The sequence below is a fragment of the Actinokineospora cianjurensis genome (assembly GCF_003663795.1).
Lineage (GTDB): Bacteria > Actinomycetota > Actinomycetes > Mycobacteriales > Pseudonocardiaceae > Actinokineospora > Actinokineospora terrae.
This window is the reverse complement of sequence record NZ_RCDD01000001.1, coordinates 927,045-951,408: the sequence shown is the minus strand read 5'-3', so window position 1 is coordinate 951,408 and position 24,364 is coordinate 927,045. Positions and strand designations below refer to the sequence as shown.

The following is a 24,364-nucleotide window of genomic DNA, read 5'->3' as shown; positions in this document are numbered from 1 at the left end:
GGTGGTTGACGGGATCGCGTGGCGGTTGGACCGGTTGCGGTGGGTTCCGACGTCGGTGTTGGACGCGGTGGTGCGCCGGGATGGCGACATGAAGGAACCGGACTGGTCGGGGACGGATCGGGAGGTCGCGGCGCGGCTGTGCGCGGAGTGCCCGGTGCGGGATGAGTGCCTGGAGTTGGAGTTGCGCACGGCCGGTGAGGCGACGGCGGGGGTGTTCGGCGGGCTCGGGGATGAGGACCGGCGGGCGCTGTATCCGCACTGGTTGCGGCGCGGGGAGCGGGTCGAGCGGGAGCCGCTGACATGATCGAGTTCACGACTCTGCACGTGGTCGCTGCTGCTGGCGGCTTGCTCGTGTTGTTCGGGGTGTGGCGGGCTGGTGCTCGGCGGGCTCGGGCGGCGGCTGAGGCGAACCGGAGCGGGGCGCGGTTGGTGTCGCTGGTCGGGCGAGTGTTGTTCAACGCCGGGCTGATCGTGGCCGTTCAGTGGGTGGTCATCACGCACCCGGGGAGTCCGTGGCTGCTGCTGGCGGTGCTTGGGTTGCCTGCGTTGTTCGCTGCGTATGCGCTGACCAGGGCGCTGACGGTGACAACGGTGGACACGTCGAGGCGGCGCCGATGAGCCGGGAACTAGAGCGGGTAGTGCTGGACGGAGAGTTGCTGCCGGTCCGGCGGGTGTCGTGGTGGCGGCGGTCGACCTGGGTGCCGGTGTGGCTCAAGAGCTGGCGGGACTTCCTTGCGGTGGTGTTGGTCGCGCCGTGGCGGTTCGTGGGCGCCGTGGTGCGGGGGCTGATCGCGGTAGGCCGGTGGTGGCGCCGGTGGGTGACGGTGCGGGACTACCGGGAGGCTGCCGAATCGTCGGAGAAGCTGGCGGACAAGTTCGAGCCGATCCGGGCGTTGACGCTGTTTCGCTGGAAGGTCACCGCGGCTGTGGTCGTCGCAGGCGCGGTTCCGGTGGCGGTGTTGGACCTGGTCTATGGGGTGTTGTGGGAGATCGTTGCCGCGGTTGCCGTGGGGTTGGCGGTGCTGGGGCGGCGTCGTGAGGGGAGTCCGGGGCGGCGGGCGGTGTTGTCGGGGCCGCGGGCGTTGACGTGGACGATGGACCCGCAGGTGCTGATCGATGCGTTCCGGGACGCCAAGCTCATCGGCAAGGACGAGTCGTTGCGGCTGGTCGAGCGGGCGCGGCGCGATGGGGCCGGGTGGGCGGTGACGGTCGATCTGCCCGCGACGCGCAAGGCGGCGGACGTGGTCCGGAATCGGGACGCGTTGGCGTCGGCGCTGGCGGTGGATGAGGTCCAGTTGAGCGTGGAACGGGTGCGCGGCAACGGCGGGCACGCGGGTCGGGTGGCGATGTGGGTTGCCGATGCGGACCCGTACGCGACTCCGCCGGCGCGGACTCCGCTTTTGGAGGCGGAGCGGTGGGACGCGTGGCGGCCGGTCCCGTTCGGACGGGACGCGCGGGACCGGCGGGTGGACTTGCCGTTGGTGTGGACATCGCTTCTGGTGGGCGCGATTCCGCGCCAGGGTAAGACGTTCGCGGCTCGACTCGCTGCGGCCGGGTTGATCCTGGACCCGCACACCCGGCTGTACGTGGCGGACTTTAAGGCCGGTAAGGACTGGGACGCCGCTGGGCAGGTCGCGCACCGATTCATGTCTGGCGATGAAGCTGAGCACGTCGTGGCATTGGTCGGCTGGTTGATCGAGTTGGTCGGCGAGGTGCAGGCCCGGTATCGGCGGATGCGGGCGCTGGACGACGTGATGTGCCCCGAGTCGAAGGTGACTCCAGCGATGTCGCGCGACCCGGGGTTCGCGATCACCGCGCTGTTCGTCGATGAGGTCCAAGTGCCGCTGGAGGACCGAACGCAGATCAAGGTGCAGGACCGGCGGGTCACGGCTGGCGAGTACATCGGCGAACTGCTGACCTGGTTGGCGAAGAAGGGGCCAGCTGCGGGGCTCGTACTGGTGTTGGCTACGCAGCGACCGGACTCCAAGACCATCCCGTCCGGGCTGCGGGCGGTGCTGGGGTCGCGGTTCGCACTGCGGGTGATGGACTGGCGAGACTCGAACATCGTGCTCGGGGAACAGATGAACACCCGTGGGTACGACAGCAGCCGCCTGCTCGCCGCGCACAAGGGCGTGGGCATCCTCCGCCCGGACGGCGAGACGCAGACGGACGGGCTCGCGGTCACGGTGCGGACCTACTACCTGCCCAACGAGGACTGGCGAACCATCTGCGCGCGTGGCCGGGAGCTACGGGAGGCCGAAGGCACCCTGACCGGTCACGCCGCAGGGCAAGACACCACGCTGGTCCTGGACCACGCGGCAGCGGCCAAAGCGATCGGCTCGGGTGCGGGGCCAGTGTGGCGGCCGGACGGGCTGCCGGAACCGTTGGACGCGGTCGTGGGCTACCTCGGGGACGACCTGGACTCGCGCGAGTTCGTCCCCACGTCGGAGTTGGTGGACGCGCTTGACGTCGAGCCGACGGCGTTCGCTCGGCAGATGGCGACTCTGGGTTGTCGGCCGGTGCGCAACCGCACTCCGATGGAGGACGGCGAAGTCAGGCGCGTCCGCGGCTACCTCACCGCAGGCATCCGCGCCGCCGCCCTGTCTGGTGATTTCAGCTCATCAGGTGATGAGTCGTGAACGGCGCCGATGGCCTGGTCGTGCGCTTCCCGGCTGACCTAACTGCGCTGAACCAGCGCTCTTGTCGAGCACTTCTTGCCATACTGGTCGAGCTGACCACCGTGGAACCACCGAACGAGGTCGACGATGACTCTTGAAATCAGCCGAGACCTGTGGTCGACCCTGGACGATCTGATGGGTATCGAGGTCGCCGACCTGGTCGACGACGGGATCGGCGACCTGGCGTTCTATGGCCGCTGCTCTACCGAGGACAACCAAGACCCGGAGACCTCCCACGGTTGGCAACGCGGCAACGCGAACAAATTCGTCGGCCCACTCGGCGGGCGGCTGGTGGCCGACTTCTTCGACATCGGCCAGTCCCGATCGGTGCCGTGGGAGCGCCGTGACGAGGGCTCGCGCCTGCTGGCCGCGCTCAAGGACCCTGCCCGCACCTGGACAGGTGTGGTGGTGGGCGAGGGCACCCGGTGCTGGTTCGGCAACCAGTTCTCCCTGATCGCACCTCGGTTCGAGGCGTACGGGGTGGACCTGTGGGTGCCAGAGTTGGGCGGCAAGTACGACCCGCGCAACCCGTCGCACAAGATGCTGATGAGCGTGCTCGGTGGCATGAGCGAGTCCGAGCGCCAGCACGTCCAGGCCCGGGTCCGCGCGGCGATGGACGCCCAAGTGGTCAACGAGGGCCGCCACCAAGGCGGCCGGGCTCCCTACGGCTACGTGACCGTCAATGGCGGTGTCCACCCGAACCCACGCAAGGCAGCCGAGGGCTTCCACCTGCGGGTCCTGGTGATCGACGAACCAGCCGCCGAGGTCGTCCGTCGGATCTTCGCCGCCTACCTCGACGGAAACGGTGACCGCGCCATCGCGAACAGCCTCAACCGCGATGGCATCTCCTGCCCATCCGCTGCACGCCCGGAGCAGAACCGACACCGGCTTGCCGATGGCTGGCAGGCCAGCGCCATCCGGGCGATCCTGGAGAACCCCCGCTACACCGGATATGCCGTGTTCGGCCGCTGGGTGAAACAGGAAGTCCTAGCCGACCCGGATGACGTCGCAGCCGGACACGTCACCAAGTTCCGCCGCGCATCGCCCGACCGCATCGTTCGGTCCCGAACCCAGGCGCACCCGGCCATCGTGTCGGTTGAGACGTTCACCGAGGTTCAGCTATTGCGCCGTTCCAAGGGTGCTGGCGGCCTTGAATCACGCGCCAAGCTCGAACGCGGCCCGAAGGCGACCAAGCGGGTCTATGCGCTGCGTGGCCGTGTGCGGTGTGGTCACTGCGAGCGCCGCATGGAAGGAACCCCGCGAGAGGCGCGCATCTACTACCGCTGCGCCGCGCGTTCGATCGTGCCAGGCTCACCGATCCTGGCCACCCATCCGAAGAACATCTATCTCCCTGAAAGCGCAGTACTCCCGCACCTCAACGACTGGATCAGCGGTCTACTCGCCCCCAAGAACCGCGACACCACCGTGGCGGCCCTGATCGGCGCCCAACCCGGCGCCACAGCCCACACCCGCACCGAACCTCTGCGGCAACGCATCAAGGACGCCGAGACCCGGCTACGCAGGCTCCAAGCCGCCATCGAAGCAGGCGCCAACCCGACCGCCCTGGTCGACGCACTCAACCGCGCAGAGGCCGAACGGGACGCGGCCCGCATCGAACTCGACGCCCTGCCCGCCGGGCGGGCTACCAGCGCCGCCGAGGTGGACGCCATGATCGACTACCTCGACTCCATCGGCCGCCAGGTCAACGACGCGAGCCCTGTCAGGTTGCAAGAGCTGTACACCGCTCTTGACCTGGAGCTGCTCTACAACGCAGAAGACCGGATGCTTGACGTCAGCATCCGGTCCGCAGGTAGGGGTAGTAAGCGTGTCCGAGGGGGGACTTGAACCCCCACGCCCGTTAAGGGCACTAGCACCTCAAGCTAGCGCGTCTGCCATTCCGCCACCCGGACCAGGTGTGCGGACAGTCTACCCCTCGACCACGGTGGCTTCGTCGTTGAGGTGGAGGGGGCCGGGGGTGAGGACGGCGTACTTGGCGCCGAAGGAGAGGCCGGGGCGGTCTGGGTCTCGGCGGTAGGTGGCTAGGGTGCGGGTGGGTTCGGGGCCTTTTTTCTCGCCGGTGCGCTGGTCGACGGTGGGGACGGCGCAGCGGATGGCTCGGGTGGAGAAGCCGAGTTCTACCTGGCCGATGCGGAGGCGGATGGCTCTGTCCTCGGCGTGGGCTGGCCAGTCGGTGAGGGTGATGTTGGGGCGGAAGCGGTCCATGGGGACCGGGGGTTCGCCGGTGGCGGTGATGCGGGTGTTGAGGTCCGCCAGGGACGCCTCGGTGATCAGCAGGATGGCGTGGGCGTCGCCGAAGGCGACCTTGCCCGGGTGCAGGCCCCAGCCGTCGCGGGTTTGGGTTGGGGGGAAGCGGACGAGGCGGACTTCGCGGTCGAGGGCCTGGCTGCACCACTTGGCGGCCAGGTCGCCCTGGTCGATGCCGTGGCCGTACCACTTGTTGAACATGCTGACCTCGCGCACCGGACCGTCTGGCACCACCTCGACCAGGTGGTCGTCCAGGCCGTCGAGCGACAGCAGCAGGCCGCCGTCGACGAGGGCCGCGCGGGCCGCGGCCATGGCCGGGACCTTGCGCTGGCTGATGAAGCTGCCGTCCGCCGCGTCGACGACCATGTACTGGCGGTCGCCGACCAGGCCGGTCTCCACGACGTCCGCGCTGGTCACCGGGACCGCTCGGAAGCCCTTCACCGGGTAGTACGCCAAACCGGACACTCTCGCCACAGCCCCGACTTTACCGAATCAGAGCACCTGGTCCAGGAACCTCCGCAGTCTGGGACTCGACGGCGACCCGAACACCTGCCCCGGCGCCCCGGCCTCGACGACCCGGCCGTGGTCCATGAACGCGACCTGGTCGGCGACCGACCGCGCGAAGCCCATCTCGTGCGTCACCACCACCATGGTCATGCCGCTGGCCGACAGCTCGGCCATCAGCCCCAGCACGCCCTTGACCAGCTCCGGGTCCAGCGCGCTGGTGGCCTCGTCGAACAGCATCACCTCCGGGCGCATGGCCAGCGCCCGCGCGATCGCGACCCGTTGCCGTTGGCCCCCCGACAGCGCCGACGGCCGGTACGGCGCCTTGTCCGCCAGCCCGACGTCGCCAAGGTGCCCCAGCGCCCGTTCACGTGCCTCCTCTTTGGACAGCCGGAGCACGGACCGAAGCGGCAGCACCAGGTTGTCCAGCACAGTGCGGTGCGCGAAGAGGTTGAAGTGCTGGAACACCATCCCGATCCGCCGCCGCAGCGCGTCCGGGTCGCCGCGCACCACGCTGACCTCGTCGAGCAGCACGTCCCCGCGCGAGGGCCGTTCCAGTTGGTTGATCGCCCGCAGCAGGGTCGACTTGCCCGAGCCGGACGGCCCGATGACGCACGTCGTGGACCCGCTCGGCACCGCCAGGTCCACTCCGCGCAGCACCTCCAGGGTGCCGAACGACACGTGCAGGTCAGCCACGCGCAGGCTCGAGTTCGTCAAGGGTGTCACCTCCCCGCACCGGTCGACCCTCGCGCAGGCGGCGGTCGACGGAGTTCACCAGGTGCGTCAGCGGAACCGTGATCGCCAGGTACACCAGCCCGGCGGCGACCAGCGGCGACTGGTTGCCGGTGTTGGCCGCCAGGTCCTGCCCGATGCGGAACAGTTCCCGCTGCGAGGCGAGCAACCCGAGGAAGTACACCAGGCTGGAGTCCTTGACCAGCGAGATGAACTGGTTCACCAGCGCGGGCAGCACCCGCCGGATCCCCTGCGGCACAACGACACGGGCCATCGTGGCGGTGTGCGTCATGCCCAGCGCCCGCGCCGCCTCCGACTGTCCCTTGTCGACACTCTGGATGCCCGCGCGGAAGATCTCGCCGATGTAGGCCGAGGCGATCAGGCTCAGCGCCAGGATGCCGAGCGGGTACGGGTTGGTCCCGAACAGCGGCCTGGCCACGACCGCGAGACCCTGTCCTACCAACAGGATCGTCACGATCGCGGGCAGGCCGCGGAAGATGTCGGTGTACACCCGCGCCGGCCAGCGCAGCCACCGCCGGTGCGACAGGCCGAGCAGTGCGAGCCCCAGCCCCAGGACCGTGCCGAGCACCGCCGAAAACCCCGCCAGGACCAGCGTGTTGACCAGGCCGGTCTTGAGCAGGTCCGGCAGGACCTCGGCGATGTAGTCCCAGTTGAGGAACGTGTCGAGCAGGTCGGACATCAGGACTTGGGCTTGAACTTGTCCGGCACCGGCACGCTCGGAATGAACTTGTCGTGCAGCTTCTGCCAGGTGCCGTCGGCGATCACCGCGCGCAGGCCGTCGTTGAGCTTGCCGCGCAGGTCGTCGTTGCCCTTGCGGACGGCGAACCCGTGCGGCAGGTCGTTGGCCTCGATGGTCGCGGTGACGGCGAGGGTCGGGTCGTCCTTGGCGTACTTCTCGGCGATGGTCAGGTCGACCACCCAGGCGTCGGCGTTGCCGTTGCGCAGGCCCGCGATCGCGGTGTCGTAGCTGGGGAAGCGGACGATCTGCGCGCCCGGAACGTTGGCGCCCAAGTACTTGTCGCCGACGGTGGCCTGGATCACCGCGACGCGCTTGCCGTCGAGCAGCTTGGCGTCGGTGATGCCCTTGTCCTTGCTCAGGATCGAGATGTACTCGTAGTTGTACGGGTCGGTGAAGTCGACGGTCTTGCGCCGCTCCTCGGTCTGCGCGATGGCCGACGAGCCCGCGTCGTAGGTCTTGTTGGCGACCTGGCCGAGCAGGGCGGAGAAGTCGGTGCCGACGAACTCGACCTTGTACCCGGCCTTGTCGGCGACGGCCTTGAACAGCTCGTTGTCGAACCCGGTGTAGACGCCGTTCTCCTGGTAGACGTTCGGCGGGGCGTCGCCGAGGGTGCCGACCCGCAGCGTCTGGGCGCCACCCTGGGCCGCGTCCGAGGACGAGCCGCACCCGGTCAGCGCGGTCGTGGCGGTGATACCGGCAACGGCGAGCGCGACTACGCGCAGCAATGAGGTTCGCATCCGTCTTCCGTCGTTCATGTGCTTGTCGCACAACAGGTTCACGGGGGCGGGGAGGTCTGATCCCCGCCCCCGTTCGTCACCGACGGTATGCACGTGTCCGGGCGTGCGCCAAAATCGGGCGAATCTCTCACATACCGGGACCGCTATCGGGTGATGCCGGCTACAGGATGGCGCCGGGCGCGTAGGCCGCAGCCTCTGGGAACCGGGCCAGCACGGCCTCGACCCGCTTGGCGACCTCGGCCACCTGCGCACCGGCGACCCCGGTGAACGGGAGCCGGTCGGCGAGCAGGGCGTCGAGCGCGGCGCGGTCGAGCGGGATGCGGTCGTCGGCGGCGAGCCGGTCGAGCAGGTCGTTGTCGGCCGCGCCGCGCTCGCGCATGGCCAGCGCGACCGCCACGGCGTGCTCCTTGATCGCCTCGTGCGCGGTCTCCCGGCCGACGCCCGCCTGCACCGAGGCCATCAGCACCTTGGTGGTGGCCAGGAACGGCAGGTAGCGGTCCAGCTCGCGGGCGATCACCGCGGGGTAGGCGCCGAACTCGTCGAGCACGGTGAGGAACGTCTCAAGTAGACCGTCGATGGCGAAGAAGGCGTCCGGCAGGGCGACCCGGCGCACCACCGAGCAGGACACGTCGCCCTCGTTCCACTGGTCGCCCGCCAGCTCGCCGGTCATCGACGCGTACCCGCGCAGGATGACCGCGAGGCCGTTGACCCGCTCGCAGGAGCGCGTGTTCATCTTGTGCGGCATGGCAGACGACCCGACCTGGCCCGGCTTGAAGCCCTCGGTGACCAGTTCGTGCCCCGCCATCAGCCGGATGGTCTTGGCCACGCTCGACGGCGCGGCGGCGACCTGGACTAGAGCCGTGACGACGTCGAAGTCCAGCGAGCGCGGGTAGACCTGCCCGACGCTGACGAAGTGCTCCTCGAAGCCCAGGTGACCGGCGACGGTCTGCTCCAACCGCGCCAGCTTGTCCTGGTCACCGCCGAGTAGGTCCAACATGTCCTGCGCGGTGCCGACCGGGCCCTTGATGCCGCGCAGCGGGTAGCGCGCGATCAGCTCGTCAAGGCGAACGAACGCGACCAGTAGTTCGTCGGCTGCGGTCGCGAACCGCTTCCCGAGCGTGGTGGCCTGCGCGGCGACGTTGTGCGAACGGCCCGCGATCACCAGGTCCGCGTGCTCGGTGGCGAGCCGGACCAGCCGGACCAGCACCGCGGCGACCCGGACCCGGATCAGCTCCAGCGACCGGCGGACCTGCAGCTGCTCGACGTTCTCGGTGAGGTCGCGGGAGGTCATGCCCTTGTGCACGTGCTCGTGCCCGGCCAGCGCGTTGAACTCCTCGATGCGCGCCTTCACGTCGTGCCGGGTGATCCGCTCACGGGCGGCGATGCTCACCAGGTCGACCTGGTCGAGCACGCGCCGGTAGTCCTCGACGACACCGGCGGGGACCTCGATGCCCAGCTCGGCCTGGGCGGCCAGCACCGCCAGCCACAGCTCGCGTTCGAGGGTGACCTTCGCCTCCGGTGACCACAGCGCGGCCAGCTCGGTCGAGGCGTAGCGGCCGGCGAGGACGTTGGGGATGCTGGGCTTCTGCTGAGCTGCGGTCACGTCTGCCCAGCTTACGCGAGGGCGTCGCGCAGCATTCGCTTCGCCGCCGCGCGCGGATCCGGGTTGACCTCGATGAGCGCGTTGACCACCGCGCCGTCCACCAACGCGATCAGCTGCTCTAGGCGGACGTGGTCGAGTTCCGCGCCTGCGCGCACGCAGGTGTCCATAAGAAGCGTGCGCAGATCCGCGCCCAGCTCAAGCATCAACGGGCGCAGGTAGGGCCGACGGCCGGTGGCCACAAGTCGCTCGTACCGCAGCAGCACAGCCTCGGCGTCGTTGGCGTTAACCGGGCCGAGGAGCTGGTCGATCACCAGCTCGACGAGGTGGTCAACGCCGCGCGGTGGCTCTGTCATCGCCGCTAGCACCGCTCGGCCCCTGGCCAGTTCGGCGCGACCGTGCTGCTCGATGGCGGCGCCGATGAGTTCGTCGAGGGACTCGAAGTAGTAGGTGGTCGACGCCAGCGGCAACCCCGCGCGCTCGGCGACCGCGCGGTGGCGGACCGCGTCGAAGCCGCCCTCGATGAGCAGCTCGACGGCGGCCGCGACGAGTGCGTGCCTGCGGCGCTCGCCCTTGGGGGTGCTGGCGGTGGTCATGGGGGGATTGTGCCGCCGACCGCCCGGTCAGTACCGGGTAGCCAGCTTCCCGGCGATGGACCTGAGGTCGTCCTCGGTGATCGGCGGCGCCGCGGAACCCGACACGCCCTCGACGCTGAGCACGAGCGTCGCACCGGACTTGGTGGCGCTGACAGAGCCGGTCGCCCCGCTGCGGTCGCCCCACGGCGGTTGCAGCATCTGGCCGGTACCGGCGGGGGTCAGCATGATCGACACGAGGCCGCGCAGCGGGCCCTCGGTCACCTCGAAGGCGGCCGACCTGGACCCGGTGGGGCAGCTCAGCGGCGCGGAGCGGTCCTTGCCGCGGGAAACGGCGGACGGGAGCTCGCCCGCGAGGGCAGCAGCGAGCTCCCCGTCCACCGTTCCGCACCCGCCAGGGGTGCCGTCGGCACTAGGGCCGACATCTCCACTCGTCGAGCCCCCCTGCTTGGGCGTCGACGACGGAGAGCCTGGATCCGCCTCGGCGATGCGCGGGTTGTTGTCAGTGGATACCTCGTTCGGAACCGGATTCGTGTTACGTTCCAGCGCCGGGGCGGGTGGGGCTGCGGCCGAATCGTTATTCGATCCACCGGATGGTCCGGACCAGAGCCCGACCCCGGCGGTGATCCCGCCGACCAGCAGAGCGAAGCCTAGCGCCGAACCGGCGACCAGGCTGTTCCTCTTTCGGGTCAACCTGGCCGACCGGGCGAGGACGTCACCGTGCTCGAACGACGGCGGCGGCACGTCACCGACCGCGGCGGTGAACACCTCGGAGATCTTGCGCTCGTCCACCTACATCCACCTCCCCGTCACGAAGTCGACCGAAGGTCGTCAACCGAGTCGCCCAGCACCTCGCGCAGCGTCGCGAGCCCCCGGGCGGTCTGGCTCTTCACGGTCCCCTCCGAACACTTCAGCGCCTCCGCGGTGGAGGCGACGTCGAGCCCTTCGAGGAACCTCAGGACGAGCACGGCCCGCTGCCGTGGCGGCACCTTGGCCAAACCGTCCACCAGCGCCGAGCGGGTCGCCACCGACTCACCGACGTCGGTGGCGGTGGTGGCCTGCTCGGGGACCGCGTCGACGTGGCGCTCCCGCCGCCACGGCCGCCTGGTCTCGTCGATCATCGCGCGGAGCACCGACCTGCGGACGTAAGCGTCCAGGGCCCCGCGGTCCCGGATCTTGCGCCACCTGCGGTGCAACGCGACGAACGCCGTCTGGGTGAGGTCGTCCGCCCGGTGCCAGTCACCGCAGAGCAAGTACGCGGTTCTTCGCACGGCGTCACGCCTTGCCGTGAAGTACTCCGCGAACTCCTGCTCCTCGCGCTGGTCCACGCGGACGCTCTCCGCTCGTCTTGTCTACGGGTAGGGGACGGACGTGCCCCCGCTAACGGTTGCACGCGACACCGCAGAGACATACGCCACCCCCACCACCAGCCGAATGGACGACGCTGTGGTGTGATCGGATCGTGACTTACGCGCGCCGGATCGATCTCCGCTCGGACACGGTTACCCAGCCGGACGAGACCATGCGGGTGGCGATGTCCTCCGCCCAGGTCGGCGACGACGTGCTGGACCACGACCCCACGATGCGCAGGCTCGAGGAGGAGACCGCCGCGCGGCTGGGCATGGAGGCGGCGCTGTGGGTGCCGAGCGGGACCATGGGCAACGTCATCGCGATGGTCATCCACCTGCGCCGCGGCGACCGGTTCCTGGCGCCGCGGGCGGCGCACGTGCTGGAGGCGGAGCTGGGTAGTTCGGCGTGGTTGGCCGGGGGGATGCCGCACCCGCTGGAGTGGAAGGTCGGGCCCGGTCGCATCAGCGCGGAGGACGTGCGGGCGCACGCGTCGCAGTCGTCCCCTTACTACGCGCTCACGACTCGGTTGCTCTGCCTGGAGAACACGCACAACTTCGCGGGCGGAACGGTTACGCCGCCCGACGAGCACGCCTTGCTGGTGTCCGCAGCGCGTGAGGCCGGTCTGCTCGTGCACCTTGACGGGGCGCGGTTGTGGAACGCGTCCGTGGCGCTTGGGGTCCCTCCGGCGGCGTTGACAGTGGGCGTGGACACCGTGCAGGTCTGTTTGAGCAAGGGGCTTGGTGCCCCCGTGGGGTCTGTCGTCGCCGGGTCGCGGTCGTTCGTGCAAGAGGCGCGTCGGGTGCGCAAGATGCTCGGCGGCGGGATCCGGCAGGGCGGTGTGCTCGCGGCAGCCGGGTTGGTGGCGCTGGAGCGGATCGACGACCTGGCGGCCGACCACGCGAACGCGGCCATGCTCGCCGAGGGGCTGGCCGAGCTGGGCTGGGAGGTCGGCAAGCCGGAGACCAACATCGTCATCGCCGCGGTGCCGGACACGGCGGCGGCGCTGGCCGGGCTGGACCGGGTCGACGTGCTGGCCACGGCGGTGCCGGGGGGTGTGCGGTTCGTGACGCACCGGGACGCACCGGAACTCGACGTGGCCGAGGCGCTGCGGCGGATCAGCGCGGCGCGGAGTCCGGCTCCGGCCGCGTGAGCTCGACCCGCAGCAGGGCGATCTCCTCGCGCAGCGCCTGCACCTCGGACCGGGTGGAAGCCTCGATGGACGCCTCGGCGCCCGCGATCTTCTCCACGAACCAGGAGGCGATCACACCGGTCACCACACCGAGCAGGGCGATCCCGCCGACCATCAGCGCGCCCGCGACCAGGCGGCCCTCGGTGGTCACGGGGTAGCGGTCGCCGTAGCCGACGGTGGAGATCGTGGTGAGCGTCCACCACAGGGCGTCGCCGAAGCTGGTGATGGTCGCGTTCGGGTCGTTGCGCTCCGCGTCCAGGACGGCGAGCGCGGCACCGAAGGCGACCATCAGCGTCGCGCCGCCGACGTAGACGCCGACCTGCCCGCGCAGCCCGCTGCCGAGCCTGCGGTTGATCACCTTGAAGACGGTGACCAGCCGCAGCGCGCGCAACTGCCGCACCATCGGTAGCGCTACCACGACCAGGTCGAAGAGGTGCCTGCCGACGAACCGCCACTTCCGCTTGGCCAGTCCTAACCGGACCAGGTAGTCCACAGCGAACACGCCCCAGACCACCCATAACCAGACCTCTAGCCACCACTGCACCCGCGGCGAGTTGGCGGTACCCAGCACTTGCCAGGCGTAGGCCACCAGGAAGGCCACCGCGAGACCGGTCAACGGCCACTCGGTGCGGGCTTCCCAAGCGGACAGCCGCGCCTCGTCGGGGTTCTTGGACACCCCGACATCCTCACCCGAACGGGCTAGCCGTGGCTAGCGAATCTGGCCGCGGGACTTGCCCTTGATCGCCCCGTACGCGGCGATGCCCACCGTGGCCACCGCGGCGATGATGAGCAGCGTGCCGACGGCCTTGAAGAGGAAGCCGATGACGCTGAACGCGATCCAGATGACGATGATCGCGCCGATGATCTTGAGGAGCATGTCCGCCGCCTTTCGGGGGTTCTTACCAGGTCAACGCGGGGGTGGGGGTGGTCGTTCCCAACGGACCTGGGTTCTCTTGGACCCCGGTCCGCTAGAGCCAGGCGGTCAGGCGGGCCAAGGCTTCCTTGATGTCGTGGGTGGCGCCCGCGAAGGAGAAGCGGACGTAGTTGCCGCCGGTTTCCGGGTCGAAATCGATGCCGGGGACGATGGCGACGCCAGTCTCGGCGAGTAGGCGTTGGCAGAAACTCATCGAGTCATGGGTCAGGTGCGAGACGTCCGCATAGGCATAGAAGGCGCCATCGGCGGGGGCCACTCGGGTTATGCCTGCGGCAGTTAGGCCGTCCAGCAGGAGCGTGCGGTTGGCGGCGTAGTGCGCGACGTGGGCGTCTAGTTCCGTGTAGACCTCTGGGTCGAACGCCGCGACGCCCGCGTGTTGGGCGATGGCCGGGGCGCAGATGGTGAAGTTCCCGGTGAGGCAGTCGACCGCGCGGTGCAGGCGCTGGGGGACGAGCAGCCAGCCGAGGCGCCACCCGGTCATCGCGAAGTACTTGGAGAACGAGTTGACGACCACGGCCTCGCGGGAGAACTGCCAGGCCGACGCGGTCTCGGCGCCGTAGGAGATGCCGTGGTAGATCTCGTCGCTGACCAGCTGGACGCCGCGTTCGGCGCACCAGCCCGCGATGGCGGCGAGCTCGGCGGGCGCGAGGACGGTGCCGGTCGGGTTGGCCGGGCTGGCGATGACCAGGCCGTCGATGGAGCCGATCTCGTCGAGCATGTCGACCGTGGGCTGGAACCGGGTCTGCTCGTCGCAAGGGAGCTCGATGACGTCGCAGCCCAGGGCGGTGAGGATGTTGCGGTACGCCGGGTAGCCCGGACGGGCGAGGGCGACCCTGTCTCCCGCGTCGAACGCTGACAGGAAGGCCAGCAGGAAGCCGCCGGAGGAGCCGGTAGTGACAACGACGTCCTGCGACGAGACGTCCAGGTTGTACCGGTTCGCGTAGTGGCCTGCGATCGCCTCACGCAGCTCGGGGATGCCCAGTTGCTCGGTGTAACCGAGTGGCTGCGATCCGAGGGCCTCCGCGGCGGCGATCTTCACGGCCTGCGGGGCGCCGCTGGACGGCTGACCCGCGGCGAGCGAGATCATGTCGCCGTGGGTGCGCTGGCGGACGTTGGCTGCCGACACGACATCCATCACGTGGAACGGCGGGACGGCGGCGCGGTCGGCCACCTTGAGCAGCGCGTGCATGGGGCCAGCCTAGTGACGAGCGCCAGTCGCGACGAACCAGCGACGCTCAGTAGCCGACGTAACCGCCACCACCGTGCGTGGCCTTGATGCCGGGGACGTTGGACAGCGAGCCGTAGCGCGAGACCGCGTAGTTCACGCCCGCGCAGATGTTGTCGACGGGGTTCCAGACGTTGTTGTGGCCGGGTAAGGCGTAAGAGTTGAAGGTCGGGTCAATCGTCTGCATGAGGCCCTTGGACGGCGTGCCCTTGGCGGCGTTGGAGTCCCAGTTGTTGATCGCGTTCGGGTTGCCGCCCGACTCGTGCTGGATGATCTCCCAGATGAGCTGGGCGTCGGCCTCGGTGACGTTGATGCCCCTGGCGCGCAGCAGCTCGATGGCCTGGCGGATCCACTCCTGGACGTTGCCGGGGGGAGGGCTGCTAGGCGGGCCGCCGCTGGAACCCAGGCCACCTCCGCCACCGCCGCCGCTGTGGCCACCTCCGCTGTGGCCTTGTCCGCCGCTGTCGCTGGGGCCGCCGGTAGTGCTACCTGGTGCCTGCGGGGCCTTCGTGGGGCTGTCCGGAGTGGACTGCGCCGAGGTCGCGGCGACGGTTGGCGTCCACTCGACACGCTTGCCTGGCGCGGGGGTGAATGCCTGGGTGTTGGGGTCGGGGAGTTCGGAGAACTTCGGGCTCGGCTTGTGGGCGTTCAGCGCGGATGCCGCCGTTGAGACTGCCTGTTCGGCGTGGTCGATCTGCGCGATGACACGGCCTCGGTAACCGCTGGCCAGTCCATCGACATAGCTGCGCTTCTCTTGCTCTGTCGCATCCGGGTTGGCGTTGAACCAAGAGGTGGCGTTGTCGTATAGCTCGCCGAAGATGCCTTCTAGCGTGTCTCGGGCTGCCTGGAGTCCCGTGGCGGCGGTACGTAACTCTGATGCGGCGGCGGTAAGAGCCTCGTTGAGCGATTGGCCCGCTTTGGTGAAGTTGGCCATGTAGGCGACGAATCCGTCGGCAGAGGTGCCTTGCCACGCGCCATCTAGCTGCTTGACCGAGCTGTCGACCTTGCCGACGGAGTCAGCGCTACCGGTGGCGGCTTGGGTGAACTTGGCGGCCAAGTCGTTGATGGCACCAGCCTGCGCCGAGTAGACCTTGTTCGCGCTCTCGGCCAGTTCCGCGGCGATGCCACCGAGGCCCGCGGCGGAATCCCTCGCGGTCACGTCGCCCCTCAGACCGTCAGCGACCGCGCGGCGGCCTGCTCGTTGTTGGCCACCGTCGTACCGATGGCGTCCAGCGCCCGGTCGACGGATCCGAGCACGGCACCGGCCCGGTCCAGCTCATCGCTCCCGCTGCTGGCGAGGGCGCGGACGGCGGTCGCGAGAGCCACAGAGCTGGGCAAAGTGCCGAAAACGCCGCCATCGGCCTCGCGCGGCAGGGCATCGCCCGCGGCGGCGACCGGCCCGGCCTGGCCCGCGACGGCGGCCCGGCACTGCTCGATGGCTTGCAGGTTGTAGTCAGCGCCAGCCACAGCTCCCCCTTGGCAAATCGGTGCTCGACTCAGACGGCGGGGGCGGTGCGCCGGTTCCAGTCGATCACGCGTCGTTGAGGAGGTCCCAGACCGCAGCGGCGAGTCGAGCGTTGTCGGCGGGGGCGACCGTGCTCCATACCTGGCCGTCGTTGCTGTTCTTAGCGACGTGCACGTACCGGCCTTGATGAGTGTCATGGAAGGCGACAACCCTGTCTGCCCGCTGCTTGCGTTGGTCGCGGCCGACACGCTCTAGGCCGAACTGACCGCGTACGCCGATGCCCGAGAACATCAGCGCCATGGCTTGCGCTTCATAGAGCGGCAGGCCAGCGCGTTGGAGCGGGGTGACCAGATTGTGCGGTTCGCCCCCGGCACGCCTATCGGCGTCGATGAGGACATCCCGCAAGAGGCTCACCGAACGGCCAGGGCCAGCGGGAGCCTCACCTGCCACAGATACCGCTGCCTCGGCCAGTGCGGTCGTACGCGCCGGGATGAGCCAGACCTGATCGTTGTCGACTACGGCTAGACCTGCCTGATCGCCGGATGCCACCGCGAGTGCCTTGATCTCGCGGTCGGTCCACACCCAGACATCAACACTGACCTGGGCGTGCGCGAGGAGGCTAAGCCTGTCTGCCAACTCCGGCTCCGCGCGGCCGCGTGCGGCTAGACCACGACGTTCCAGGTCGCGGAATGCTGCGGCGACGAGATCGGCGCGCTCGGTGTGGGTCTTACCGGGGCTGGGGACGTCGATGGCCACGTGCCGCAGCGGGAGCCGCTCGGACTCCCAGAGGACGTCGAACTCGAGGGCGGACAGGACGATGCTGGCGGACAACTCAGTCGTCTTCGCCGAGAACGGGGGCGATCACCAGGCGGTCGTCGCCGAAGAGGTCCTCGGAGTCGATGCCGTACTTGCGCACGTGCTCCTCGTCGTCCTCACCGTTGGCCGCCGCACCCGCTGCGGGCTGCATCAGCGACGAAGCGGGCTTGCCGCTCTTACTGCCGCCGATCTTCTCCGCACTTCGAGCCGCACGCGCCTCTTCCTCCGGTGCGCCTGCGATAGGGCTAACGGGCCGCTGCTTGCCTTGACCGCTTTGCTGCCCTTGGCCGCCCTGGGCATTGCCGCCGCGGACGACCCTGTCCTTCTCCAACGCCGAGCCTGCCGCCGCACCCGCGCCACCGGCCCCGGCGATGCCCGCCGCGGTCGCGATCTCGCCCATCAGCTGGCCGGAGAAGCCCGTGCGGAAGACGTTCAGCGCGTTGGTGGCGACCGGGAGACCGCCCATGGGCGGCAGGACCGGGCCGATGCCGGAGACGCGGCCGAGGGCGGGGAGCTGGGAGGTGCCCGGGACGGGGTTGAGCCCGACCGTGGGCGCGGGGCCGGAGTGGATCGGGCCAGCGCCGGAGAAGTTGCCGGGTAGCGGTGTCCCTACCTGCGGGCGGTTGGCGCTACCGCCGCCGGTGGGGGTGAACGGGTCCTGGCCGCTGTGGAAGCTCTGGACGCCAGTAGTGCCCTTTGTGCCGGGCTGCTGCGTTCCGACTCCTACCGCGGGCGGGACAGGGAGGTTCTGGAAGTTGCCGAGCGCGTTCTGGCTACCGCGGGCGTAGTCGTTCATCGACCCGATGGCCTGCTGGCGCGCTGCTTGCGTGCGCTGCACCTCGGCCGCATGCGGGGTGGTGTGACCGACCAGGCCCATCCCCTTGTCCCACATGTTCATCTGGGTGGCGCCGCGCAACTGGCTCCCGTCGGGCGCACTGTTGCGGGTCGTGGAGAACGTGTCCCCCTGCTCACTGACCCCACCAGCCGAATGCGCCACCGTCGGCACCGCGTCCGCCGCGTACACACTCGACTGCTTAGTCGCCTCGACACCCCCGTCGGCGGCGGCACCCTGCCACTCGACGCCGATCTTCGCGAGCTCCTCCCGCAACGCCCGATCGGTATCGGCCAACCCGTCCGCGATCTGCATCAACGCCCGCACGGCCTTGAACAAGCTCTCCGACCCAGGCCCCTGCCGCAACCGATCAACCTGATCAGCCAACGCGTCATAGCCATAACCCTCGAACCGCAGGTCAGCCAGCCCGTTCTCCGCCATCGTCAGCCCCTCACACCAGCGTCTTCAACGTGGTCAACGCCAGACCGGCCGCCTTCTCACTCATCCGGCAGACCTCGTCCTGGGTGAAATCCTTGCCCATGGTCGACGTCGTGACCTGGAGCTGCTGCCCCTGGGCGACGTCGATCGTGGTCGTGCAGGGAGCACTATTAGGGCCATCGCCCGAGAGCCGATATCGAGCAGCTCCATAGCCATCCACTTCGATGGCCTTCAATTCGACGTTGCGCTTACCGGTCAGCCAAGCCTCAACGCCCTCTGTGGTCACCAAGAGGACGCTGTATTCATACCGACGACTCGCCTCGGAGACATCGAAAACACATCCCTTGGCGCCACGATAAGTCTCCTGGTCATAGGTCCAGGGGTGCACCCGCTCGACCTTGAGCTGGTCCAACTGAGGGGTGGTGAGCAGTTTGCACGGCTCGACGACGTCGAGTTTCAAGTCACGAGGTCTGGTGGGGAGTTTGGCCGATGGCTCGGTGGAACCCGTTGATCCAGTCGTGGTCTCACCCACCTCGGGCGACGAAGCAGGTACACCTGGTTCCGATTTCGTGCAGGCAGAAAGTGCCGCAACGACGGCAAACACAACCGCGAGACGTTTAGTCACCCGCGCGTTCCGATCGCGCTTGATATCTCACCTTCGGTGTAACCATATGTTTTCGCGCTTTCCTGCAGCTGATCCACCAAGTCTTGCAGGGAGTCCACGTACTCGAGAACCCTTTCCCGATAGGAGCCGGGCTGCTGGACGAGCCGATCGTTCCACTCCTTCGCCACCTGGTGGCTGACGTCGTCCTCACCCGGCGCGGCGATGGTGAGTTCGGACAAGGCGCCGCGTAGACGTCCCTGCAACGAGTCGATCTGGGTCTGGATGACCTTGGCGGCGGCCAGGACGTTGTCGTGGTTGATGAGGAACTGGCCTGCTGAGGTGGCGGTGGGGTGGTGCAGGGAGTTGGCGGCCATGCGGGCGTTGGCGGTTACCGCTGCTAGCGCGCCGGAGTGGGTGGCGTCGGTCATGGCCGGGTACCCCCTGGGTCGTTGTCTCCCGTTCGAGGTTACCAATGCGGGTGCGGTGGTCACCGTGAGTTCGCGAGAAAGGACTAGTTGGTGACCGGGACGCCGATCTCGCCGTTGATGGCGCGCAGGGCGATGTCGGTGCGGTGGTGGGAACCGGGGAGGTGGACGGCGGTGACCTTGCGGTATGCGTCGTCGCGGGCGGCGGGGAGGGTGTCGCCGGTGCCGACCACGGCGAGGACGCGGCCGCCTGCGGAGATGAGGGCGCCGTCGTCGCGGCGACGAGTGCCCGCGTGCAGGACGCCGTCGGCCTCGGCGCCGGTGATGGTGTCGCCGGTGCGGGGGCGGCCGGGGTAGCCGTCGGCGGCGATGACGACCGTGACGGCGGAACCGTCGGCCCACTCGAGCGGGGGGTGCTCGGCGAGGCGGCCCTGGGCGGCGGCGAGGAGCAGGCGGGACAGCGGGCTGCGCAGCAGCGCCAGGACGGACTGGGTCTCCGGGTCGCCGAAGCGGCAGTTGAACTCGATGACCTCGGGGCCGTTCGACGTCAGCGCCAGACCCGCGTAGAGCAGGCCGGAGAACGGGGTGCCGCGGCGGGCCATCTCGGCGACGACCGGCTCGATGATGCGGGCCACGACGTCGCTGACCAGGCCGTCCGGCACCCACGGCAGCGGCGCGTACGCACCCATGCCGCCGGTGTTCGGGCCGGAGTCGCCGTTTCCGACGCGCTTGAAGTCCTGCGCGGGCAGCAGCGGCACCACGGCACCCTCGGCGTCGACCACGCAGAACAGCGACACCTCGGGGCCGTCGAGGAACGACTCCAGCAGCACGGGGTGACCGTCGTCGAGCAGGGTCATGGCGTGCGCGCGGGCGGCGTGCACGTCAGTGGTGACCACGACGCCCTTGCCCGCCGCGAGGCCGTCGTCCTTGACCACCCAGGTCGGGCCGAACCGGGCGAGGGCGGCGTCGAGGCGCGCGGGGTTGTCGACGATCTCGCTGTGCGCCGTCGGCACCCCGGCGGTCGTCATGACGTCCTTCGCGAACGCCTTCGACCCCTCGATCCGCGCGGCGTCGGCCCCCGGCCCGAAGCAGGCGAACCCAGCCGCCCGCACCGCGTCGGCCACGCCAGCGACCAGCGGACCCTCCGGCCCGATCACCACCAGGTCGGCCTTCCACCGCCCCGCCAACCCGACCACGGACTCCGCGTCCACCGCGTCGACCCCGTAGGTCTCGGCGAGCGACGCCGTACCCGCGTTACCCGGGGCGCACGCGAGCGCGACCACCTCCGGGTCCTTCGAGAGGGCCAGGACCAGGGCATGTTCGCGGGCACCAGACCCGACCACCAGGACTCGCACGGTCAGCCAGGGTAGATGCCCGCTCGGCCCCTCCCGCCGCCACCCCTGTGAACTGGGAACACGGGGAGCGGGGTGGGGAGTTGATCACCGGCTGGGGCGGGAGTGGGTGGGTCGTGCTGAGCAGCCCCCGTTTTCCAGCCTTCCAGGGTGGGATGCGGGGGAGCCAGGGGAACTTGCGGGCTGTGGATGGGTGGGGTGCATGTGGACAGGTGGGAGTGGGGGGCTGCTCGGCTGACGTTGGGCTGGCGAGGGTGTTGCTGGCGGCCGGGGCTGTGCTGCGCGGTCCGCGTGATGGGAGGCGTGTGGCCGGGGCTGTGCTGGGCGGGCTCATCCGTGTGGCAGGCCGTGCTGAGCAGCCCCCGTTTCAAGCCTTCCGGGGGACGAGGCGCGGGGCCAGGGTGAACATGCGGGCTGTGGATGGGTGGGGTGCATGGGGACAGCTGGGCGTGAGTGGTCGCGTGGGCTGGCGGGTGGCTGGTCGAGGGGCTGGTGACCTGCGGGGTGGCTGCGGCGGGGTGGGGACTTGAGTCGTTCCACGCGGTGGGAGGCGTGGGCGGTGGAGCGGAGCGGTGCTGAGCAGCCCCCGTTTCAAGCCTTCCGGGGTGCGGGGTGGGAGGCCAGGGTGAACCTGGGGGCTGTGGATGGGTGGGCGGGATGTGGATGGCGGAGGGGAGGGTGGTGTTGGGCGTTCATCCGTGCTTGGGGCAGGTTTCGCCGGGGGGTGGTTCCGATTTCGTGGGGTGGGGCGAGGGTTGCGCGGGTCAGTTCGCGGGCTATGAGGAGGAAGAATGCCTGCTACTCGGACCATCGGCGTTGCCGTGTCCGCGCTCGCTCTGCTGGGGGTCGCGACCATGAGCACGGCTAGCGCCACCCCCGACCAGGGTGACGACCGGCACGGGCACCGGGCCAGCCCGCTCGTGCTGGGGCACCGGGGTGCCTCGGGGTACCGGCCCGAGCACACCCTGGCCAGCTACGAGCTCGCGGCGCGGATGGGTGCCGACTACATCGAGCCGGACCTGGTCTCCACCAAGGACGGGGTGCTGGTCGCCCGGCACGAGCCGGAGATCGGTGGGACCACCGATGTCGCCAAGCACCAGGAGTTCGCCGCGCGCAAGGCGACGAAGGTGCTCGACGGGGTGAGTGTGACCGGGTGGTGGACCGAGGACTTCACCCTGGCCGAGCTGAAGACGCTGCGGGCCGTGGAGCGGATCCCGGACGTGCGGCAGCGGAACACGATCTACAACGGCCGGTTCCAGGTGCCGACCTTCCAGGAGGTCATCGACCTGAGCAAGCGCCTGTCCCGGGAGTTGGGCCGCGACGTCGGCATCTACCCCGAGACCAAGCACCCGACGTACTTCCAGAAGCTGGGTCTGGACCTGAACCCGAAGGTCGTCGACGCCCTCAACCGCAACGGGCTCAACCGGCCCGGGGCGAAGGTGTTCGTGCAGTCCTTCGAGGTCACGAACCTGCAGGAGCTCAGCCGCAAGCTGCGGGTGCCGCTGATCCAGCTGACCTCGGCCTCCGGCGCGCCGTACGACTTCGTCGCCAGTGGTGACAAGCGGACCTACGCCGACCTGCTGACCCCGGCGGGCCTGCGCGGGGTCGCGAAGTACGCCTACGGCATCGGTCCGGCCAAGGACCAGGTCATCCCGCGGGACGCGGCGGGCAACCTGGCGCAGCCGACGGCGCTCGTGGGTAACGCGCACGCGGCCGGTTTGAAGGTGCACCCGTACACGTTCCGCGCGGAGAACGTCTTCCTGCCCGCGAACCTGCGCTCCTCGGCCGTGCCCGCCGAGTACGGCGACCTGTTCGGTGAGCTGTCGGCGTTCTGGGCGGCAGGCGTGGACGGTGTGTTCAGCGACAACCCGGACATCGCGGTGGCGTCGCGGGCGGAGACCTTCCCGCGCCGCTGACCCGTTGACCAAGGCGGTCCGCCACCGGCAGGGGGTGGCGGACCGCCCTTTCTCACACGATCCGGTTGTCCACGTAGCACCAGCGCCAGTCCTCGCCCGGCTCGTGGGACTGGATGACCGGGTGGTCGGTCGCCTTGTGGTGGGCGGTGGCGTGCTTGAGCGGGCTTGAGTCGCAGCAGCCGACGTGCCCGCAGGTCAGGCAGCGGCGCAGGTGGACCCAGTGCCGGTTGCCCGCCGCGACGCAGTCCTGGCAGACGTCGGCGTCGGCGGTGACGCCGGTGGGCAGGGCCTGGATGTGTTCGCAGGTCATGACCCGCTCCTTTCATGCGGCAACTCGCATGGGCAATCCTTGCGCACGAGGACGAGGAGGCGGGTGTGGAACTTCTGCTGCTGTTCGCCGGGTCACTGGCGGTCGCCGCGCTGTCACGACGGGTCGACTGGCCCGCGCCGTTGGTGCTGGTGGCGGTCGGGCTGGCGGTGTCGTTCATCCCGGGGGTGCCCGAGTTCCGGTTGGACCCGGAGTTGGTGCTGGTCCTGGTGCTGGCGCCGTTGCTCTACTCGGCCGCGTTGGACAGCTCTTACCTGGACATCAAGGCCAACATCCGGCCGATCGGACTACTCGCGGTCGGCCTGGTTCTAGTGTCGACAGCGGTCGTTGGTGTTGTCGCTCACATGGCCCTACCGGACCTTCCTTTGGCGTCGGCGCTGGTCCTAGGCGCGGTGGTAGCGCCACCTGACGCGGTGGCGGCGGTGTCCATCGGACGGAAGCTAGGACTGCCGCGTCGCGCTATGACCCTGCTGACCGGCGAGAGCCTCGGCAACGACGCGACAGCGCTAACCGCGTTCAAGGTCGCGGTAGCGACAGCGACGGGCGTGGCGGCGTTCTCCTGGTCCGACGGCATCGTCACGCTGCTGGTCACCTCGGTCGGCGGTGTGCTGGTCGGCCTGGTGCTCGGCGTGGTCATCCACAAGATCCGGCTCCGCCTCGGCGACGGCGTGCTGGAGAGCGCGCTCGGCATGCTCGTCCCGTTCGGCGCGTACCTGCTGGCGGAGGAGCTGCACACCTCCGGCGTGCTCGCGGTGGTCGTCGCGGGCCTCTACCTCGGCCACAACGCCCCCGCGGCGGGCTACTCGACCCGGCTGCAGGAGACCGCGGTCTGGAAGTCGGTGGACGTCCTGCTGGAGTCGCTGGTGTTCGCCCTGATCGGGCTGCAGATGCGCACGATCGTGTCCGCCGCCGACCTGGACACCGGGTTGGTCACCGCCGCGGTGCTGGTGCTGGTCGCGGTGATCGCGGTGCGGTTCGTCTGGGTCTTCCCCGCCGCGCACATCCCGCGGTGGCTGTTCCCGCACATCCGCCGCCGCGAGCCCGCGCCGAGGTGGCGCCACCTGACGGTGATCTCCTGGGCCGGGATGCGCGGTGTGGTGTCGCTGGCGGCCGCGGCCGCGATCCCGCTGGACATGCCGGGGCGCGAGGTCGTGCTGCTGCTGACGTTCGTGGTGACCGTGGGGACGCTGCTGGTGCAGGGCACGACGCTGCCGGTGCTGATCAGGAAGCTGGGCGTGCGGGCGGAGGACGGCCAGGACCGGGTGCTGGCCGAGGCGCAGGTGCAGAACTCGGCGGCGCGGGCGGCGGTCGACCGGCTGGACGAGCTGGTGGACGACGACGTGCCCGAGCACCTGGCGCACAAGCTGCGGGCGATCGCCGAGCACCGGGGCAACGCGGCGTGGGAGCGACTGGGGCGGCAGGAGCAGGAGAGCCCGGCCGCGGCGTTCCGCAGGCTCCGGCGCGGGATGCTGGCCGCCGAGCGCGAGGTGTTCGTGACCGCGCGCGACCAGGGCGAGATCGACGACGAGATCCTGCGGCGCGTGCAGCGCGAGCTGGATTTGGAGGAAGCGGCACTGGACCGCGAGTAAGCGCTACCTGGTGTGTCTGGAGCGTGGGGTTC

General features: G+C 69.6%; 27 protein-coding genes and 1 tRNA gene. 8 read left to right on the top strand and 20 right to left on the bottom strand.

What is annotated here, in order from left to right; all coding sequences use genetic code 11:
• Position 1 precedes the first annotated feature (1 nt).
• Genes CLV68_RS04465 through CLV68_RS04450 form a run of 5 tightly spaced genes read left to right on the top strand, consistent with a single transcriptional unit; the run spans position 2 to position 4,523 of the window.
• On the top strand, positions 2-304 hold the full coding sequence (locus CLV68_RS04465; protein ID WP_246009660.1) for a WhiB family transcriptional regulator: 303 nt from the start codon (positions 2-4) through the stop codon (positions 302-304).
• The gene (locus CLV68_RS04460) at positions 301-618 is read left to right on the top strand and encodes a hypothetical protein (RefSeq protein ID WP_121389284.1); all 318 of its coding nucleotides are present in this window, start codon (positions 301-303) and stop codon (positions 616-618) included. The genes CLV68_RS04465 and CLV68_RS04460 overlap by 4 nt, the downstream gene beginning before the upstream one ends.
• Positions 615-2,639: an FtsK/SpoIIIE domain-containing protein gene (locus CLV68_RS04455; protein WP_121389283.1), complete on the top strand. Its 2,025-nt coding sequence runs from the start codon at positions 615-617 to the stop codon at positions 2,637-2,639. Before CLV68_RS04460 ends, CLV68_RS04455 begins: the two co-directional genes overlap by 4 nt.
• Positions 2,636-2,776 (top strand): hypothetical protein, encoded by a 141-nt coding sequence (locus CLV68_RS33675; protein WP_170224075.1) that lies wholly within the window; start codon positions 2,636-2,638, stop codon positions 2,774-2,776. Before CLV68_RS04455 ends, CLV68_RS33675 begins: the two co-directional genes overlap by 4 nt.
• Complete coding sequence (locus tag CLV68_RS04450) at positions 2,766-4,523, top strand: recombinase family protein (protein WP_121389282.1); 1,758 nt, start codon at positions 2,766-2,768, stop codon at positions 4,521-4,523. The genes CLV68_RS33675 and CLV68_RS04450 overlap by 11 nt, the downstream gene beginning before the upstream one ends.
• Here CLV68_RS04450 and CLV68_RS04445 read toward each other — a convergent pair.
• The 9 genes from CLV68_RS04445 to CLV68_RS04405 all read right to left on the bottom strand — a co-directional run bounded on the left by CLV68_RS04445 (position 4,505) and on the right by CLV68_RS04405 (position 11,197).
• A tRNA-Leu gene (locus tag CLV68_RS04445) sits at positions 4,505-4,588 on the bottom strand. The two genes, CLV68_RS04450 and CLV68_RS04445, sit on opposite strands and share 19 nt — an antisense overlap.
• A gap of 16 nt (positions 4,589-4,604) precedes the next feature.
• Positions 4,605-5,417, bottom strand: coding sequence for an MOSC domain-containing protein (locus CLV68_RS04440; protein WP_121389281.1), 813 nt, complete (start codon positions 5,415-5,417; stop codon positions 4,605-4,607).
• A gap of 18 nt (positions 5,418-5,435) precedes the next feature.
• Positions 5,436-6,164: an amino acid ABC transporter ATP-binding protein gene (locus tag CLV68_RS04435; RefSeq protein WP_170224073.1), complete on the bottom strand. Its 729-nt coding sequence runs from the start codon at positions 6,162-6,164 to the stop codon at positions 5,436-5,438.
• A complete protein-coding gene (locus CLV68_RS04430) occupies positions 6,136-6,879 on the bottom strand; it encodes an amino acid ABC transporter permease (protein ID WP_121389279.1) in 744 nt (247 codons plus the stop codon). The genes CLV68_RS04435 and CLV68_RS04430 overlap by 29 nt, the downstream gene beginning before the upstream one ends.
• Complete coding sequence (locus CLV68_RS04425; RefSeq protein WP_121390961.1) at positions 6,879-7,676, bottom strand: ABC transporter substrate-binding protein; 798 nt, start codon at positions 7,674-7,676, stop codon at positions 6,879-6,881. The genes CLV68_RS04430 and CLV68_RS04425 overlap by 1 nt, the downstream gene beginning before the upstream one ends.
• 160 nt (positions 7,677-7,836) lie before the next feature.
• Entirely contained in the window at positions 7,837-9,279 is a 1,443-nt protein-coding gene (gene purB, locus CLV68_RS04420; RefSeq protein ID WP_121389278.1) for an adenylosuccinate lyase, read from the bottom strand.
• 11 nt (positions 9,280-9,290) lie between these two features.
• Entirely contained in the window at positions 9,291-9,872 is a 582-nt protein-coding gene (locus CLV68_RS04415) for a TetR/AcrR family transcriptional regulator (RefSeq protein ID WP_121389277.1), read from the bottom strand.
• Between the two features lie 27 nt (positions 9,873-9,899).
• Positions 9,900-10,661 carry a hypothetical protein gene (locus tag CLV68_RS04410; RefSeq protein ID WP_121389276.1) on the bottom strand — a complete coding sequence of 254 codons (762 nt, stop codon included), beginning with the start codon at positions 10,659-10,661 and terminating at the stop codon, positions 9,900-9,902.
• A 17-nt stretch (positions 10,662-10,678) separates the two neighbouring features.
• Positions 10,679-11,197 carry a SigE family RNA polymerase sigma factor gene (locus CLV68_RS04405; protein ID WP_121389275.1) on the bottom strand — a complete coding sequence of 173 codons (519 nt, stop codon included), beginning with the start codon at positions 11,195-11,197 and terminating at the stop codon, positions 10,679-10,681.
• Positions 11,198-11,331: 134 nt separating this feature from the next.
• On the opposite strand from CLV68_RS04405, the gene CLV68_RS04400 reads away from it, so the two are divergent.
• Entirely contained in the window at positions 11,332-12,369 is a 1,038-nt protein-coding gene (locus tag CLV68_RS04400; protein ID WP_121389274.1) for a threonine aldolase family protein, read from the top strand.
• Here CLV68_RS04400 and CLV68_RS04395 read toward each other — a convergent pair.
• The 10 genes from CLV68_RS04395 to purD form a co-directional block, all read right to left on the bottom strand.
• Positions 12,335-13,084, bottom strand: coding sequence for a potassium channel family protein (locus CLV68_RS04395; protein WP_121389273.1), 750 nt, complete (start codon positions 13,082-13,084; stop codon positions 12,335-12,337). The genes CLV68_RS04400 and CLV68_RS04395 overlap by 35 nt on opposite strands.
• 33 nt (positions 13,085-13,117) lie before the next feature.
• Complete coding sequence (locus tag CLV68_RS33670; protein ID WP_170224071.1) at positions 13,118-13,285, bottom strand: hypothetical protein; 168 nt, start codon at positions 13,283-13,285, stop codon at positions 13,118-13,120.
• Positions 13,286-13,376: 91 nt separating this feature from the next.
• Positions 13,377-14,531, bottom strand: coding sequence for a pyridoxal phosphate-dependent aminotransferase (locus CLV68_RS04390; protein WP_211346431.1), 1,155 nt, complete (start codon positions 14,529-14,531; stop codon positions 13,377-13,379).
• A gap of 46 nt (positions 14,532-14,577) precedes the next feature.
• Entirely contained in the window at positions 14,578-15,726 is a 1,149-nt protein-coding gene (locus tag CLV68_RS04385; RefSeq protein WP_121389272.1) for a transglycosylase SLT domain-containing protein, read from the bottom strand.
• An 8-nt stretch (positions 15,727-15,734) separates the two neighbouring features.
• A complete protein-coding gene (locus CLV68_RS04380; RefSeq protein WP_121389271.1) occupies positions 15,735-16,034 on the bottom strand; it encodes a hypothetical protein in 300 nt (99 codons plus the stop codon).
• Between the two features lie 64 nt (positions 16,035-16,098).
• On the bottom strand, positions 16,099-16,863 hold the full coding sequence (locus tag CLV68_RS04375; protein ID WP_092781869.1) for an ESX secretion-associated protein EspG: 765 nt from the start codon (positions 16,861-16,863) through the stop codon (positions 16,099-16,101).
• A 1-nt stretch (position 16,864) separates the two neighbouring features.
• Positions 16,865-18,121, bottom strand: coding sequence for a PPE domain-containing protein (locus CLV68_RS04370; RefSeq protein WP_121389270.1), 1,257 nt, complete (start codon positions 18,119-18,121; stop codon positions 16,865-16,867).
• Between the two features lie 10 nt (positions 18,122-18,131).
• On the bottom strand, positions 18,132-18,722 hold the full coding sequence (locus tag CLV68_RS04365) for a DUF3558 domain-containing protein (RefSeq protein ID WP_281274665.1): 591 nt from the start codon (positions 18,720-18,722) through the stop codon (positions 18,132-18,134).
• Between the two features lie 17 nt (positions 18,723-18,739).
• Positions 18,740-19,150, bottom strand: coding sequence for a PE domain-containing protein (locus tag CLV68_RS04360; RefSeq protein WP_121389268.1), 411 nt, complete (start codon positions 19,148-19,150; stop codon positions 18,740-18,742).
• A gap of 83 nt (positions 19,151-19,233) precedes the next feature.
• Entirely contained in the window at positions 19,234-20,502 is a 1,269-nt protein-coding gene (gene purD, locus CLV68_RS04355) for a phosphoribosylamine--glycine ligase (protein WP_121389267.1), read from the bottom strand.
• Positions 20,503-21,290: 788 nt separating this feature from the next.
• Between purD and CLV68_RS04350 the strand changes: the two genes are divergently transcribed.
• Positions 21,291-22,415 carry a glycerophosphodiester phosphodiesterase gene (locus CLV68_RS04350; RefSeq protein WP_211346430.1) on the top strand — a complete coding sequence of 375 codons (1,125 nt, stop codon included), beginning with the start codon at positions 21,291-21,293 and terminating at the stop codon, positions 22,413-22,415.
• Between the two features lie 52 nt (positions 22,416-22,467).
• Here CLV68_RS04350 and CLV68_RS04345 read toward each other — a convergent pair whose 3' ends face one another.
• Positions 22,468-22,725 carry a UBP-type zinc finger domain-containing protein gene (locus CLV68_RS04345; protein WP_121389266.1) on the bottom strand — a complete coding sequence of 86 codons (258 nt, stop codon included), beginning with the start codon at positions 22,723-22,725 and terminating at the stop codon, positions 22,468-22,470.
• 14 nt (positions 22,726-22,739) lie between these two features.
• On the opposite strand from CLV68_RS04345, the gene CLV68_RS04340 reads away from it, so the two are divergent.
• Positions 22,740-24,332, top strand: coding sequence for a Na+/H+ antiporter (locus CLV68_RS04340; RefSeq protein WP_092781888.1), 1,593 nt, complete (start codon positions 22,740-22,742; stop codon positions 24,330-24,332).
• The last annotated feature ends 32 nt before the right edge of the window (positions 24,333-24,364 follow it).

Excerpts from the sequence above, each read along its gene's own strand:
- CLV68_RS04350 (WP_211346430.1), top strand. The coding sequence starts at position 21,291 with ATGCCTGCTACTCGGACCATCGGCGTTGCCGTGTCCGCGCTCGCTCTG.
- CLV68_RS04460 (WP_121389284.1), top strand. The coding sequence starts at position 301 with ATGATCGAGTTCACGACTCTGCACGTGGTCGCTGCTGCTGGCGGCTTG.
- CLV68_RS04340 (WP_092781888.1), top strand. The coding sequence starts at position 22,740 with ATGCGGCAACTCGCATGGGCAATCCTTGCGCACGAGGACGAGGAGGCG.
- CLV68_RS04345 (WP_121389266.1), bottom strand. The coding sequence starts at position 22,725 with ATGACCTGCGAACACATCCAGGCCCTGCCCACCGGCGTCACCGCCGAC.
- CLV68_RS04430 (WP_121389279.1), bottom strand. The coding sequence starts at position 6,879 with ATGTCCGACCTGCTCGACACGTTCCTCAACTGGGACTACATCGCCGAG.
- CLV68_RS04455 (WP_121389283.1), top strand. The coding sequence starts at position 615 with ATGAGCCGGGAACTAGAGCGGGTAGTGCTGGACGGAGAGTTGCTGCCG.
- CLV68_RS33670 (WP_170224071.1), bottom strand. The coding sequence starts at position 13,285 with ATGCTCCTCAAGATCATCGGCGCGATCATCGTCATCTGGATCGCGTTC.
- CLV68_RS04370 (WP_121389270.1), bottom strand. The coding sequence starts at position 18,121 with ATGGCGGAGAACGGGCTGGCTGACCTGCGGTTCGAGGGTTATGGCTAT.
- CLV68_RS04360 (WP_121389268.1), bottom strand. The coding sequence starts at position 19,150 with ATGACCGACGCCACCCACTCCGGCGCGCTAGCAGCGGTAACCGCCAAC.
- CLV68_RS04425 (WP_121390961.1), bottom strand. The coding sequence starts at position 7,676 with ATGCGAACCTCATTGCTGCGCGTAGTCGCGCTCGCCGTTGCCGGTATC.
- CLV68_RS04415 (WP_121389277.1), bottom strand. The coding sequence starts at position 9,872 with ATGACCACCGCCAGCACCCCCAAGGGCGAGCGCCGCAGGCACGCACTC.
- CLV68_RS04450 (WP_121389282.1), top strand. The coding sequence starts at position 2,766 with ATGACTCTTGAAATCAGCCGAGACCTGTGGTCGACCCTGGACGATCTG.
- CLV68_RS04390 (WP_211346431.1), bottom strand. The coding sequence starts at position 14,531 with ATGCACGCGCTGCTCAAGGTGGCCGACCGCGCCGCCGTCCCGCCGTTC.